Annotated in this window: 11 protein-coding genes; 2 read left to right on the top strand and 9 right to left on the bottom strand. The window is 36.9% G+C overall.

Annotated features, from left to right (window positions below; translation table 11 throughout):
- Positions 1 to 96: 96 nt before the first annotated feature.
- The 3 genes from NOV28_RS03860 to NOV28_RS03850 all read right to left on the bottom strand — a co-directional run bounded on the left by NOV28_RS03860 (position 97) and on the right by NOV28_RS03850 (position 3,468).
- A complete protein-coding gene (locus NOV28_RS03860; protein ID WP_255927751.1) occupies positions 97 to 1,473 on the bottom strand; it encodes an MATE family efflux transporter in 1,377 nt (458 codons plus the stop codon).
- A gap of 61 nt (positions 1,474 to 1,534) precedes the next feature.
- A complete protein-coding gene (locus tag NOV28_RS03855; protein WP_255927749.1) occupies positions 1,535 to 2,719 on the bottom strand; it encodes a sigma-54-dependent transcriptional regulator in 1,185 nt (394 codons plus the stop codon).
- 80 nt (positions 2,720 to 2,799) lie between these two features.
- A complete protein-coding gene (locus NOV28_RS03850; protein WP_255927747.1) occupies positions 2,800 to 3,468 on the bottom strand; it encodes a YggS family pyridoxal phosphate-dependent enzyme in 669 nt (222 codons plus the stop codon).
- Between the two features lie 380 nt (positions 3,469 to 3,848).
- Here NOV28_RS03850 and NOV28_RS03845 point away from each other — a divergent pair, with 380 nt between their 5' ends.
- Positions 3,849 to 4,370, top strand: a complete 522-nt coding sequence (locus NOV28_RS03845; RefSeq protein ID WP_255927745.1) for a GNAT family N-acetyltransferase — start codon at positions 3,849 to 3,851, stop codon at positions 4,368 to 4,370.
- Positions 4,371 to 4,448: 78 nt separating this feature from the next.
- Positions 4,449 to 5,978, top strand: a complete 1,530-nt coding sequence (gene gpmI, locus NOV28_RS03840; protein ID WP_255927743.1) for a 2,3-bisphosphoglycerate-independent phosphoglycerate mutase — start codon at positions 4,449 to 4,451, stop codon at positions 5,976 to 5,978.
- A gap of 146 nt (positions 5,979 to 6,124) precedes the next feature.
- On the opposite strand, the gene acs is transcribed toward gpmI, so the two are convergent.
- From acs to NOV28_RS03810, 6 genes are all read right to left on the bottom strand, one after another.
- Positions 6,125 to 8,032 (bottom strand): acetate--CoA ligase, encoded by a 1,908-nt coding sequence (gene acs, locus NOV28_RS03835; RefSeq protein WP_255927741.1) that lies wholly within the window; start codon positions 8,030 to 8,032, stop codon positions 6,125 to 6,127.
- A gap of 134 nt (positions 8,033 to 8,166) precedes the next feature.
- A complete protein-coding gene (locus NOV28_RS03830) occupies positions 8,167 to 10,068 on the bottom strand; it encodes an AMP-binding protein (protein WP_255927739.1) in 1,902 nt (633 codons plus the stop codon).
- Between the two features lie 42 nt (positions 10,069 to 10,110).
- On the bottom strand, positions 10,111 to 10,473 hold the full coding sequence (locus tag NOV28_RS03825) for a response regulator transcription factor (protein WP_255927737.1): 363 nt from the start codon (positions 10,471 to 10,473) through the stop codon (positions 10,111 to 10,113).
- Positions 10,470 to 13,124, bottom strand: coding sequence for an ATP-binding protein (locus tag NOV28_RS03820; RefSeq protein WP_255927735.1), 2,655 nt, complete (start codon positions 13,122 to 13,124; stop codon positions 10,470 to 10,472). The genes NOV28_RS03825 and NOV28_RS03820 overlap by 4 nt, the downstream gene beginning before the upstream one ends.
- Complete coding sequence (locus NOV28_RS03815) at positions 13,117 to 13,311, bottom strand: hypothetical protein (RefSeq protein ID WP_255927733.1); 195 nt, start codon at positions 13,309 to 13,311, stop codon at positions 13,117 to 13,119. The genes NOV28_RS03820 and NOV28_RS03815 overlap by 8 nt, the downstream gene beginning before the upstream one ends.
- A 74-nt stretch (positions 13,312 to 13,385) precedes the next feature.
- Positions 13,386 to 13,613: a DUF6814 family protein gene (locus tag NOV28_RS03810; protein WP_255927731.1), complete on the bottom strand. Its 228-nt coding sequence runs from the start codon at positions 13,611 to 13,613 to the stop codon at positions 13,386 to 13,388.
- Positions 13,614 to 13,621 lie beyond the last annotated feature (8 nt).

Raw genomic sequence — 13,621 nt, 5'->3', positions numbered from 1 at the left:
GGTTTTAATAATTTTGAGTCTAAAGCAAAAAAAGAGTTTGAAACAATTTTTCAAACTCTGATTTTTTATTTAAATAATTCTAATTCTGAAGGATAATTAAGCCAGTTTACCTTTTTCGAAGGCATTAATTTTCTTTTGAGAAAGCGTAAGAAACCTCGTTACCAAAAGAACTGCAGAAACAGTAAGGCCTAATCCCAAAGCGATCCACATCCCGAAAGCTCCCATTTTCATGGTTACACAAAGAAAATATCCTAATGGAATGGCAATCACCCAATAAGCGATAAAGGTAATGATAGAAGGAATTTTCACATCCTGAATACCTCTTAAACTACCCAATGCCACGACCTGAATTCCATCTGAAAGTTGAAATAATGCAGCGATAATCATCAATTGCGCAGCCAGTTGAATCACCGCCACGTCTTCAGCTTTGGTGAAAAAAGTCGGAAGAATGTGTCGTCCGAAGATGAAGATGAGGCCACAAGCAAACATGAAGATGAAAACAATTTTCAGGTTGTTGATGCCGACTTTTTTCAAACCAGTATAATCTTGTTCACCCAATTTTCTTCCGATTAGAACGGTAGAAGCAACACTGAATCCGACACAAAGATTAAAGGTAAAAGACGCCATAGAAAGCGCAATTTGGTGTGAAGCAATGTCTTTCGCAGAGATTAATCCACAGATAAATGCTGCTCCTGCAAAGGCAGTAACTTCAAAAAACATTTGCAATGCAGTAGGGAATCCGATTTTCAACATTTTGGTAAACATCGCCTTAGAAAATTCGGAAATTTTCAATGAGAAATCTTTAATGTATCTTCTTGTTTTTTCTTCTTTTAAGAGTACATAATAGAGAAATACCATCATGAAAATTCTTGCAATTAAGCTCGCAAGTGCCGAACCTTCAACGCCCATCGGTGAAATACCGAACATTCCTTTGATGAAAACATAATTTAATGCAACATTGATGACGTTGGCAATTATCGTCGCTTTAGTAACTCCGATGGTGTAAGACAAACCTTCGGACACTTCGCGCAACGTTTGAAATGCCATAAAAGGCAGAATACTTAAAGTCATAATCCCCAAAAAACCAATGGTGTCGGGAATAATTTCCTTCGGTTGATCCATGTGGTAGAGAAGTGGTAAAGAGAAAAACAGCAACAACATCAGTAGAAAACCGATTCCCAAATTAATGACAAATCCATGTCGGAATACAGAATTAATAGTGTCGTGCTTATCCTGAGAATGCGCCTCGGAAACCAAAGGCGGAATGGCAAATGAAAATCCTAAAGCAAATACAAAAATCGAGAAAAACACGGCATTTCCTAAGGAAACCGATGCTAATGCTTGTGCTCCCAAAAGTTTACCAACAATAATATTATCGAATAAATTAACAGAAACCTGACCTACTTGTGTAATCATTACAGGAAGAGCGAGGGTAAGGCAAGCTTTAGTGTATTCTTTATTGAGTATTTTCATAAAAAAAAGTTTGCGGCAAAAATACTGCAAACTTCTTCTATTTCTTTTAATTTAATGATAATTATTTTCTCACGAAACTCGCAACATCCTCTGCGGAAACCGGATTCGATCCTAAAATAATGAGTCTTTCGATCACGTTTCTCAGCTCGCGGATATTTCCGGTCCAACTGAAATTTTCGAGGGCTTTGATGGCTTTCTCATCGAATTCTTTTTTGGCAGTTCCGTGTTCATCAGAAATTATTTTAGAGAAATGTTCTACCAAAAGTTTGATATCTTCTTTTCTCTCATCCAATGGCGGTACGTAAATTTCAATTACAGAAAGTCGGTGATAAAGGTCTTCACGGAATTTCCCTTCAGCGATTTCTTTCTGCATATTTTTGTTGGTAGCAGCCAAAACTCTTACATCAACTCTGATTTCTTTGTCGCTTCCTACCGGCGAAACTTTGCTTTCCTGAAGCGCACGAAGCACTTTCGCTTGTGCAATAAGGCTCATGTCACCAATTTCATCGAGGAAAATGGTTCCGTTATGAGCAAGTTCGAATTTTCCTTGTTTATCTTTAATTGCACCGGTAAAACTACCTTTCACATGACCAAAAAGTTCAGATTCGATGAGTTCTGAAGGAATTGCAGCACAATTTACTTCAATCATTGGGCCTTTGCTACGGTCACTTTGCGAATGAATAGCATGAGCAACCAATTCTTTTCCTGCGCCGTTGGGACCTGTGATGAGCACTCGTGCATCTGAAGTCGCTACTTTTTCGATCATATCCTGAATTTTTTTCAATGCAGGAGATTGGCCGATCATTTGGTATTTTTTGTTGACTTTCTTTTTTAAAGTAGAATTTTCAACATTCAGTACTTGATTGGTTTTTTGAAGAATTCTTTTATCTAAAGCGTTTTTAACACTGATAATCAATCGGTTGATGTCGATAGGTTTTGAAATGAAATCATAAGCACCTTCTTTCAGACATGCAACGGCAGTATCAATATCTGCGTGGCCGGAAATCATCACGAAAGTGGTGTCTGGTTTTATTTGTAAAGCTTGTTTCAACAATTCGGTGCCGGAAAGTTTGGGCATTTTAATATCGGAAACAACCAAAGCGAAATCTTCTTTTTCAATAAGTTTATAGCCTTCTAAACCGTCTTCAGCAATGGCAAATTCGTAATCAGGTAATTCATCAGATAAGATGCTTTGGAGTACGCCTGAAATGGCTTTTTCATCTTCTACAATTAAGATTCTTTGCATTAAGTATAAAAATTATGGATTTAATAAAAATTCTATTTAAAATTTGCAAATTATTCAGCAATAATCGTACCTAAAACGGTTTATACGTCATATTGTCTGTATCCGAAAATGGCAGAACCAATTCTTACGGAGTTGGCTCCACATTCGATGGCTAATTGATAATCGTCGCTCATTCCCATTGAAAGGGTATCGAGTTTTTTCTGAAGCGAAAGTTTATCGAAAATTTGTTTGAGCAGGGTGAATTCTTTGGCGATTTGTTTTTTGTCATCCGTGAAAGTGGCCATTCCCATCAACCCGGTAATTTCTACATTGGGGAATTTCCCGTTCATATAATCCTGAAAAAGTTCTTTGGCTTCGTGAATTTCGAGCCCGAATTTGGTTTCCTCTTCTGCAATTTTCACTTGCAACAACACTTTAATTTTTCGGTTGTGTTTTGCTGCTTGTTTATCTACTTCTTCGAGTAGTTTCTCAGAATCTACACTTTGGATTGTATCGATAAATTCGGCAATATATTTTACTTTGTTGGTTTGCAAATGTCCGATGAGATGCCACTGAATATCTTTGGGCAGAAGCGGATATTTTTCGGTAAGTTCCTGAACTTTATTTTCCCCGAAAACCCTTTGTCCTAACTGATAAACATTTAGAATTTTTTCTACAGGATGAGTTTTTGAAACCGCCACAAGTTGTACATTTTCCGGCAAAGAATGGCTGATTTTCTCGTAATTTTTACTGATATTTTCTAAAGACATTTTATAAAATAAATGAAGTGTTGAGCAAAAAGGGTGTTTTCACCTATTATTCTTTTCAAATATAAAGTAAATTTGAATAAATATAAGAACTATGAAAGCAAAATTAATTTCCCTCATGGGAACTCGAGTTTATCAAGTTGGTTTGTTCCGAGCTTAAATATTGGAAAATTGCCGAGCAAATGGGAATGAATAACGGAATAAATAGATGGCTAGAGAGGCTTCATATTTATAAGTTTAACATGAAATTAGAATAGGAATTGTATTTTTTGCAATAAAAATAGAACCTTTACTGAAAAAGTGTGTTTTGTCGTTAGATAATCTGTTTTTTTAATTTAAAAATAAAAGAAAAACATCTTTAAATTTGTAAAATAAAAAAAAGGATGGATTTTAAAGAAAATTATTCGTTAAGAAAAGCAACAACAGCCGACCAACAAGACATCTGGAAAATCCTTCAACAAGCCATTGAAAGAAGAAAACAAGACGGAAGTTCCCAATGGCAAAATGGTTATCCTAATTTGGAAACCGTTCAATCTGATATCGAAAACAATTATGGATACCTTCTCGAAATTGACGGGAAAATAGCAGCCTATGCAGCAATAATATTCGATATAGAGCCAGCTTATGAGGAGATAGAAGGCAACTGGCTTAGTAATGAACCTTATGTTGTAATACACAGAGTTGCTGTATCAAACGAGTTTGCAGGCAAAGGAGTTGCAACTCATTTTTTTGAAGAAATAGAAAAAATAGCAAAAGCACAACAAGTTTTCAGTATTAAAGTAGACACTAATTTCGACAATATTTCGATGCTTAAAATCCTTGAAAAATTAGGATATACTTATTGCGGAGAGGTTTATTTTCGAGGTTCAGCCAGAAAAGCATTCGAGAAAATTATCTGTCGATGAGTTTAAAATGTATGTGAAGATTAAAAGCTTTATTCATCACAATTCACTAAATTTGCAGTTATTAAATACACTTTAAAAATGTCAAAAAAAGCCATTTTAGCAATACTTGATGGATGGGGCATCGGCCTTAATCCAGAAGTTTCGGCCATCGCGCAAGCCAACACACCATTTATAGATTCTTGTTATGAAAAATTTCCTCACACTACGCTTGAAGCAAGCGGAATTGCGGTAGGACTACCTTTCGGACAGATGGGGAATTCAGAAGTTGGACACATGAATCTGGGTGCGGGTAGAGTAGTTTACCAGAATTTGGTAAAGCTCAATATGGCCGTGGAAAACGCAACTTTAGGCAAAGAAAATGTGATTACTCAGGCATTTGAATATGCTTCAAAAAATAATAAAAAAGTCCATTTTATAGGTTTGGTTTCTGATGGTGGAGTGCATTCTCATATCAACCATTTGAAAGGATTGCTTAGTGCTGCACACGAATATGGTCTCAATGATAAGGTTTATGTACACGCTTTCACCGATGGTCGCGATTGTGATCCACATTCTGGGAAAGGATTCATTGAAGATCTTCTAGATCACATGAAAAATACTACCGGAAAATTGGCATCTGTGATTGGACGTTATTACGCGATGGATCGTGATAAAAGATGGGAAAGAGTGAAATTGGCTTATGATGTGATGGTAAATGGAGTGGGAGAAGAAACTCGAGATGTTCTTTCATTAATTGAGAAATCTTATGCAGAAGGAGTTACCGATGAATTTTTGAAACCGATTGTCTGTCTTAAAGATGGTCACCTTCCTGTTGCAACGATTGATGAGGAAGATGTTGTTTTCTGTTTCAATTTCCGTACTGATCGGGGTAGAGAAATCACAGAAGTGCTTTCACAGCAGGATTTTCCGGATTATGGCATGCACCATTTGAATCTTTATTATGTGACGATGACCAACTATGATAAAGATTTCAAAAATGTAAAAGTTGTTTTTGATGAAAATGTTTTGGAAGGAACAATGGGCGAAATTCTCGAAAGAAACGGGAAAACCCAAATCAGAGTTGCCGAAACTGAAAAATATCCGCACGTTACATTTTTCTTCTCAGGTGGTCGTGAAGCCGAATTTTTAGGTGAAAAAAGATTGCTTTGTCCGAGTCCGAAAGATGTACCAACCTACGATTTCAAACCGGAAATGTCCGCATATGATATTACCGAAAAAATTCTTCCTGAAATTGAAAATGAAACTGCCGATTTTATCTGTTTAAATTTTGCCAATACTGATATGGTAGGACATACCGGAGTTTTTGAAGCAGCGGTAAAAGCAGCAGAAACGGTGGATAAATGCATTGAAAAAGTTGCTACAGCGGCTTACGAACATGGTTACGCAGTATTTATTCTTGCCGATCACGGAAATTCCGATGTGATGAAAAATCCAGATGGAAGCCCGAATACACAGCATTCAACCAATCTCGTTCCTTTGATTGTGATGGATAAAGATCATACTTGGAAACTTAAACCCGGAAAATTAGGTGATGTCGCACCTTCCATTTTGAAAGTGATGGGCGTTGAAATCCCTGAAATAATGGCCGGAGAAGTTTTGGTGAGTTAAAAACATTATGTTTTATTAGTGTTTTTAAATACATTAATAATTAAAAAAAATCATCTCTAATATAGAGATGATTTTTTTTGTATTTAAAGTAAATGAACTAAAAATTTTATAATTCCGAAATTCATTAGTAAGAATGAGAAGGTTATTTAAATTCTCTCATTTTTAATTTCATCCACAATTTCTGGGTTTAACAGGGTAGAAGTATCACCAAAATTAGCGAAATCGCCTTCAGCAATTTTTCTTAGAATTCTACGCATAATTTTTCCGGAACGGGTTTTTGGTAATGCTGTTACAAACTGTATTTTGTCGAGTTTTGCGATTGGCCCGACTGTATCGCTGATTACTTGGTTGATTTCTTTTCTTAAGTTATCGCGATCTCTTCCTTCACCGGTATCTTTTAAAATTACATAACCATAAAGTGCACTTCCTTTGATATCATGAGGATAACCCACAATCGCAGATTCCGCAACCGCCGGATGTTGGTTGATGCTGTCTTCAATAGGCGCTGTACCAAGATTATGACCAGAAACGATAATCACATCATCTACACGACCGGTAATTCTATAATATCCCACTTCATCACGCAATGCGCCGTCTCCGGTAAAATATTTCCCAGGAAAAGCAGTGAAATAAGTTTCTTTGTATCGCTGATGATCGCCCCAAATTGTGCGTGCAATTCCCGGCCATGGAAAACGAATACAAAGGTTTCCATCTACCTGATTTCCGGTGATTTCGTTTCGTTTATCATCCATCAAAACAGGTTGAATTCCCGGCAATGGTAGGGTAGCATAAGTAGGTTTAGTTGGTGTAACAAAAGGAATTGGTGAAATCATGATTCCGCCGGTTTCGGTTTGCCACCAAGTATCGACAATTGGGCATTTTTTCTTTCCGACATGATCGTTATACCAATGCCAAGCTTCATCATTAATAGGTTCACCAACAGAACCTATGACTCTTAAACTCGATAAATCATGTTTTTCAACCCATTCGTAGGATTCTTTTGCTAAAGAACGAATTGCAGTAGGAGCGGTGTAGAATTGGGTAACTTTGTGTTTTTCAATTACTTGCCAAAAACGATCTGGTTCCGGATAAGTAGGAACACCTTCAAAAATTACCGTCGTAGCACCATTCGCAAGCGGACCATACAAAATGTAAGAATGTCCGGTAATCCAACCGATATCTGCGGTACACCAATAAACATCATTTTCTTTATAATTGAATACATTTTTGAAGGTATAGGCGGTATAAACCATATATCCTGCGCAAGTATGTAACATTCCTTTTGGTTTTCCGGTTGAACCTGAAGTGTAAAGGATAAATAAAGGATCTTCGGCATCCATAATTACAGAAATAAAATCTGCAGGTGCTTTTTCATATAAAGGCTCAAGCCAGAAATCTCTGCCTTCCTTCATTTTTAGAGGGCCGCCGGTTCTTTTTACAACTAAAACTTTTTCTACTGTTGGGCATTTTTCCATCGCTTCATCGATGATTCCTTTCAAATCGATGGCTTTGTTGGCACGATAACTTCCGTCTGAACAAATTACCAGTTTCGCTCCACAATCGTTTACTCTTGAAGCAACTGCAGAAGCAGAAAATCCTGCAAAAATCACAGAATGCACTGCTCCCAATCTTGCGCAAGCCAACATGGTAACAGCAAGTTCCGGAATCATCGGAAGGTAGATGCACACGCGATCGCCTTTTTCGATTCCCATATCGCGTAAAACATTTGCCATTTTGCAAACCCTGTCGCGCAGCTCGTTGTAGGAAATATGTTGCGCTTCTTCTTCAGGATTGTTGGGTTCCCAAATAATCGCAGTTTTGTCGCCGCGAAGATTCAAATGACGGTCGATACAGTTTTTAGTGATGTTGAGTTTTGCATTTTTAAACCATTTGATTTTGGCTTCCTGCATATCATAATCTACCACTTTGCTCCATCTTTGGTACCAAACGAAATTTTCGTCGGCGATTTTGTCCCAGAATTTTTTAGGGTTTTTGATGGATTTTTTATACTGTTTAAAATAATCGGGTAGGTCATCAATGAAATAATTCTTCATGTCTATTGATTTTTATTAATTGAAGTTGATCGTATTTTTTAGTTTAGTTTTTCGTTCTGGAAAATAGTCAAACTTCGGTTGAAAAATTGAGTTTAAATTTAAAATAAATTGATAAGTTTTAAAAGTATTTAGGATTATTTTTTTTCATTTCCGTACGCATTAATCCTTTGTTGTAATTCCTCTACGATGCTTTCATCATCGATGGTTGAAGGCATTTGGTAATCTTTTCCATCGAGCATTGTTCGGATCAGTTTTCTGAGGATTTTTCCGGAACGGGTTTTAGGTAATCGGTTCACCACCATTGCATTTCTTAGGCAAGCTACTGCGCCGATTTTTTCGCGTACCAATGCGACGATATCTTTCTCTAAGTCTTCCTGATTGACTTTGGAACCTGATTTTAAAACGGCAATTGCAAAAGGAACCTGCCCGCGAAGATCATCATCAATCCCTACAACGCAACATTCGGCAACATCTTTATGAGCGGAAACAACTTCTTCCATTTCAGCGGTTGATAGTCGGTGTCCTGCTACATTGATGACGTCGTCAACTCTTCCAGTGACGAAAATATAGCCATCTTCGTCCTGTATAGCGCCATCTCCAGAGAAATAATAACCCGGGAACCTCGATAAATAACCGAATTTAAAACGTTCCGGATCATTCCAAATTCCGGATAAAGCACCCGGACCCAACGGAAGTTTGATTACCAGATAACCTTCTTTGTGGGCATCGAGTTCATAGCCTTCTTCGCTGAAAATTTTAATATCGTAGCCAGGAATTGGTTTTCCTGCAGACGCACGTTTTATTTTTACTTCTTGCACACCCGGCATTAATCCCAACATCGGCCAACCCGATTCTGTTTGCCACCAATGATCAATCGCTGGAACTCCTACGTGTTCATCATACCAATCGAGTGTGGCAACATCGCACCTTTCGCCGGCCAAAAACTGTGTTCTTAGGGAAGATAAATCGTATTTTTTTACCAAATTACCATCAGGATCTTCTTTTTTAATAGCTCTAATTGCAGTTGGAGCTGTAAACATTACCGAAACTTTATGATCCTGAATCACTCTCCAGAAAGTACCTGCATCAGGAGTTCCGATAGGTTTTCCTTCAAAAATAATGGTGGTATTTCTATTAATTAATGGTCCGTAAACCGAAAAACTATGACCTACTGCCCAACCAATGTCGGATGCAGCCCAAAAAGTTTCGCCTTGTTTTGCTCCATAAATATTGGTGATGGCAAATTTCAATGCTACTGCATGACCACCATTGTCGCGAACTACACCTTTTGGTTTTCCGGTTGTTCCGGAGGTGTACAAAATATATAACGGATGGGTAGATTCCACCGGAACGCAATCTGCAGGATCGGATTCTGCGATAAGTTTTTCGAAATCGGTGAGGTCTTTTTCGTTTTCAAAATCAATGGTATTTCCAAGAAGTTTTCTGTCGAAAGCAACGATATGTTCCGGTTGATGATCTGCAATTTCGATGGCTTCTCTCACGAATGGGATATAAGGAATTCTGCGCGAAACCTCCATTCCGGAGCTTGCAGTAAGGATGGCTTTTGGGTTGCAATCATCAATTCTTATGGCAAGTTCTGTAGGTGCAAAACCTCCAAAAACGACCGAATGCGTTACTCCTAATCTTGCGCAAGCAAGCATTGCAAATACTGATTGAGGAATCATCGGCATGTAAATAATTGCGGTATCGCCTTTTTGCAGGCCTAATTTCTGCAAACCACCTGCGAGTTTAGCGACTTGTTCCCTCACTTCACTGAAAGTGAATTTTAAAATACGATTGGTTACCGGAGAATCATAAATAATTGCTGTTTGATCGCCAAAACCGTCATTAATATGTTTATCAAGTGCCAAATAACAAGTGTTTAATTCGCCATCAGCAAACCAAGTAGGGTAGTTTTCGCCATCATCGGTGATGATTGTTTTTGGTTTTCGGAACCATTCGATATTTTCGGCTTGTGATGCCCAAAACTGTTCTTTATTTTCCACACTTTCGCGGAACATTTCATTTGCATCCATTTTATTAGTTATTTAGATTTTAAATTAAAATTTAATAGACCATTATTTCAAAAGTTCTTCAACTTTTTCGGTGAGTTTCTTGATGGAATAAGGCTTTGTGATATAAGCATCTGCGCCTAAATCTAGACCTTTTTTGATGTCGCTTTCACCGGTTTTGGCTGAGAGAAATATGATTTTTATGTTGCTTAATTTTTCATTTTTTTTAATCTCAGTCAGGGTGGAATATCCATCCAGATTGGGCATCATCACATCGAGTAAAATGGCATCCGGAATTTGTTCTTTTAAGATTTCTAAAACTTCGGATCCGTCTCTTGCGATGAAAACTTCGTAACCGGCTTTCCGGAAAGCATATTCCAAAGTCATCACAATCTTATGTTCGTCATCTGCAATTAATATTTTCTTCATTTTCTTTCAGTTTGATTGGGCAAGAATATTTCAAAAGTTACTCCTATTTCTTTGTTTTTTGCGGTAATATTTCCGCTGTGTGCGGTGATTATTTTTTTACAAATTGCTAATCCAAGGCCGCTTCCGAGAGGTTTTCGTATGTTTTGGTTTTTACTTTGATAAAATTTTTCAAAAACAAAATCTAGATCTTCTTCCGGGATGTTTTTTCCCGTGTTGAAAATTGATATTTTCAGAGTTCCATCTTTTTCTTGAAATTTGGTTTGCACCATTCCTTGTTCATTGGTGAATTTTAGTGCATTTCCGAGAATATTCTGAAATAATTGTATCATTTTCATTTCATCGAAATAAAAATGTTCATCTTGTAAAAGATTTACTTCCGAATGATGAAGATGTTTCTGGTCAAACAGCTGCTGCAAAGGTTTCAGTGCTTTATAATAAGTTTCGGTAATGCTTTTATATTCAATATTTAGAGGTGTTGTTCCGGCTTCTAATTTATCGAGATAGAGGATGTCGTTGATGATTTCAGCGAGGCGATCGCTTTCGGAAATAATGTTTCCGAGGAAATCTTTTTTAATTTCTAAAGGCATTTCTTCATCGTCCAAAAGCAGTTCGCTGGTTGCACGGATTGCCGTAATCGGAGTTCGAAGTTCATGAGCTACAGAATCGAGAAAATCGTCTTTCTGTCTGTCTTTGATGATGAGCGTTTCGTTGGCATTTTGCAACTCTTCCGAGAGTTTTCGGAGTTGCTGGGAATGCTCGGTAAGTTGCTTGTTCATCGAAATATTTTCCTTGGATTCTTCCAGAATTTTCAATACTTCCGGCAAAGTGATTTTGTCTTCTTTGGTAACGCCTTCAATTAAAATTTTTGCAGAAGCTGTTCCAATTCTTCCACTGAGTAAATTCTCGGAAAACTTAATAAAACGGGAATCTGCACTGTCGTTTTCATCAGAAATATTGTATTTGAGATTGAAAATATTCAGTGCTTGTTTTGTTTTTTTCTCGCCCAAAAAGCGGGTCAGAATTTTGCGGATATCGGAAATGTTTGCCGTTCCTTTCCAGATATAAGCGTTTTCATGATTCAGAATATAATCATCGATATCAACATAGATTTCAGCGAAGTTTCTTTCGCGATAATGCCCGATAACGGAAGATGAAATGATGAGAAATAAGCTTGCATTAACAATTAAACTCCAGAAAAAAACATTGGCAACTGGCGATAAATAAGGAATTTTAAAAAAAAGAAAAAGCGAAGAGTTTTGATAAGTAGTTTCGAAATAATTAGGAAGAATTAAATTGAAATAACAGATGAAAACCCCCACAATAATTCCTGTAATTGCGCCATAAAAATTGCCTCGACGCCAGAAAATAGCTCCGAAAAATGAAGGTGCAAGTTGCGCAATCAATACAAACGAAATAAGACCTACGGAAAACATTGATGATCCGATGATAAGAAATTTATAGAAGACAAATCCCAGAATAATCAGCGAAAAAATACTGATTTTCCGTATGTTGACGATGGTTTTGCTGTTGGTGTTTTCGGTTTCTGTTTTGAAATTGTTCAGCAAGCCATATGGAATGATGATGTTGTTGGAAAGCATTACCGATAGGGAAATACTGGAGATAATGATCATCGAGATACACGCACTTAATCCACCGAAAAAGATCATCGCTGAGATGAAAGTATTGCCGAATTTTTGCGGAATAAGAATGGAAAAAAACTCGGGATTTACGTTTTGACCTGCAAAAAGAATTTTGCCACCCCAAGCAATCGGAAAAACAAAAAAATTGAGCAATAAAAGGTAAAGGGGAAACAACCAAATCGCTGTTTTCAGATGTTTTTCTGTACGATTTTCGATAATGGTGGAGTGAAATTGTCGCGGTAACAGGAAAATAGCCGTCATGGAAAGTAAGCACATTAGGAACCAATTAAAACCACCTTCTAAACCATTGAAAGTATTTTTTTGATGAAAATCCGGAAGTTTTGAAGCTTGTTTATAAATATCTTCAAACCCATTAAAAATTCCATAAACAACGAATATTCCGAAGATTAAAAAGAATATAAGTTTCAGGAAACTTTCAAAAGCAACCGCAGAAATAATTCCGAGTCTTTTTTCTGAAGCATCTACATAGCGAGTGCCATAATATGCCGAAAACAAAGCGATTATTATAACAACATATGTCGCAGAATCAAAGAAAATGTTGCTTGAAATTTCAGTTTTGGTAATCAGGTGATAAGATTCCGAAATCGCTTTAATTTGCAATCCGATGTAAGGAATAACTGCCAAAATACAGACAAAAGCGACCAAAGCTCCTAGAAATCTGCTGTTTCCGTATCTTAATGAAATAAAATCGGCAATGCTGCTTATTTTATTTACCCTTGAAATTCTGATGATTTTTGAATTAATATAAATCCAAGCCGGAATAATGATAACCGGACCGATATAAATTGCCAAATATTCTAAACCCTGATTAGCTGCCACACCGATGCTTCCGTAATACGTCCACGCGGAACAATAAACGGCAAGCGAAAGCGCGTAGATATAAGGATTATTTACCCAAAAATTACTTTTCTTTTTTTCTGCCCAAAAAGCGATGAAGAAAAGTAATCCCAGATAAAGAATTACCAATATAAATAGCAATGGACTACTCATCGAATCTTTTGAAAATTAAAAATGACAATAAACTGGAGCTGAACCAAACCATGAAAAAATACACATAAATCAACGGTATTCCCCAAAGCATTTCGGAGGAGTTGAATAAAAACAAAATAGGCGCATTCAACATCACAAATAGAATAATGCTTAAAATTACCAGCTTTTGTTTGTGTCTCTTTTTCATTTTTCTGTTGAAGTTTTTTTAAAATTCCGGCATTTGAATGATGCCGGAATTTTTATTTTTTAGTAAATGTTTATTTACAGTTTATCCTGCGAATATTCACCTTTGATGGCGTACCATCCGAAAATGGCCAATCCACCGACAATAATTGGCATTAGAATCGTCATGATGATCCAGCCGAATACTTGGTCGTCTTGCTTCTCCGACATGATTTTTGGCCAACCAAATTCTGTGATGCCATAGTAGGCTACCACAAGTGCTAATAGTAACCACACTATTCCTAATATTTTTTTTATTCCGTCCATTTTTATAA

It is taken from the genome of Kaistella montana (genome assembly GCF_024436175.1).
GTDB classification, from domain to species: Bacteria; Bacteroidota; Bacteroidia; order Flavobacteriales; family Weeksellaceae; genus Kaistella; species Kaistella montana.
The sequence above is the reverse complement of the archived record's forward strand: the minus strand, read 5'-3'. Positions and strand labels throughout refer to the sequence as shown.

Excerpts from the sequence above, each read along its gene's own strand:
- NOV28_RS03860 (WP_255927751.1), bottom strand. The coding sequence starts at position 1,473 with ATGAAAATACTCAATAAAGAATACACTAAAGCTTGCCTTACCCTCGCT.
- NOV28_RS03855 (WP_255927749.1), bottom strand. The coding sequence starts at position 2,719 with ATGCAAAGAATCTTAATTGTAGAAGATGAAAAAGCCATTTCAGGCGTA.
- NOV28_RS03850 (WP_255927747.1), bottom strand. The coding sequence starts at position 3,468 with ATGTCTTTAGAAAATATCAGTAAAAATTACGAGAAAATCAGCCATTCT.
- NOV28_RS03845 (WP_255927745.1), top strand. The coding sequence starts at position 3,849 with ATGGATTTTAAAGAAAATTATTCGTTAAGAAAAGCAACAACAGCCGAC.
- gpmI (WP_255927743.1), top strand. The coding sequence starts at position 4,449 with ATGTCAAAAAAAGCCATTTTAGCAATACTTGATGGATGGGGCATCGGC.
- acs (WP_255927741.1), bottom strand. The coding sequence starts at position 8,032 with ATGAAGAATTATTTCATTGATGACCTACCCGATTATTTTAAACAGTAT.
- NOV28_RS03830 (WP_255927739.1), bottom strand. The coding sequence starts at position 10,068 with ATGGATGCAAATGAAATGTTCCGCGAAAGTGTGGAAAATAAAGAACAG.
- NOV28_RS03825 (WP_255927737.1), bottom strand. The coding sequence starts at position 10,473 with ATGAAGAAAATATTAATTGCAGATGACGAACATAAGATTGTGATGACT.
- NOV28_RS03820 (WP_255927735.1), bottom strand. The coding sequence starts at position 13,124 with ATGAGTAGTCCATTGCTATTTATATTGGTAATTCTTTATCTGGGATTA.
- NOV28_RS03815 (WP_255927733.1), bottom strand. The coding sequence starts at position 13,311 with ATGAAAAAGAGACACAAACAAAAGCTGGTAATTTTAAGCATTATTCTA.
- NOV28_RS03810 (WP_255927731.1), bottom strand. The coding sequence starts at position 13,613 with ATGGACGGAATAAAAAAAATATTAGGAATAGTGTGGTTACTATTAGCA.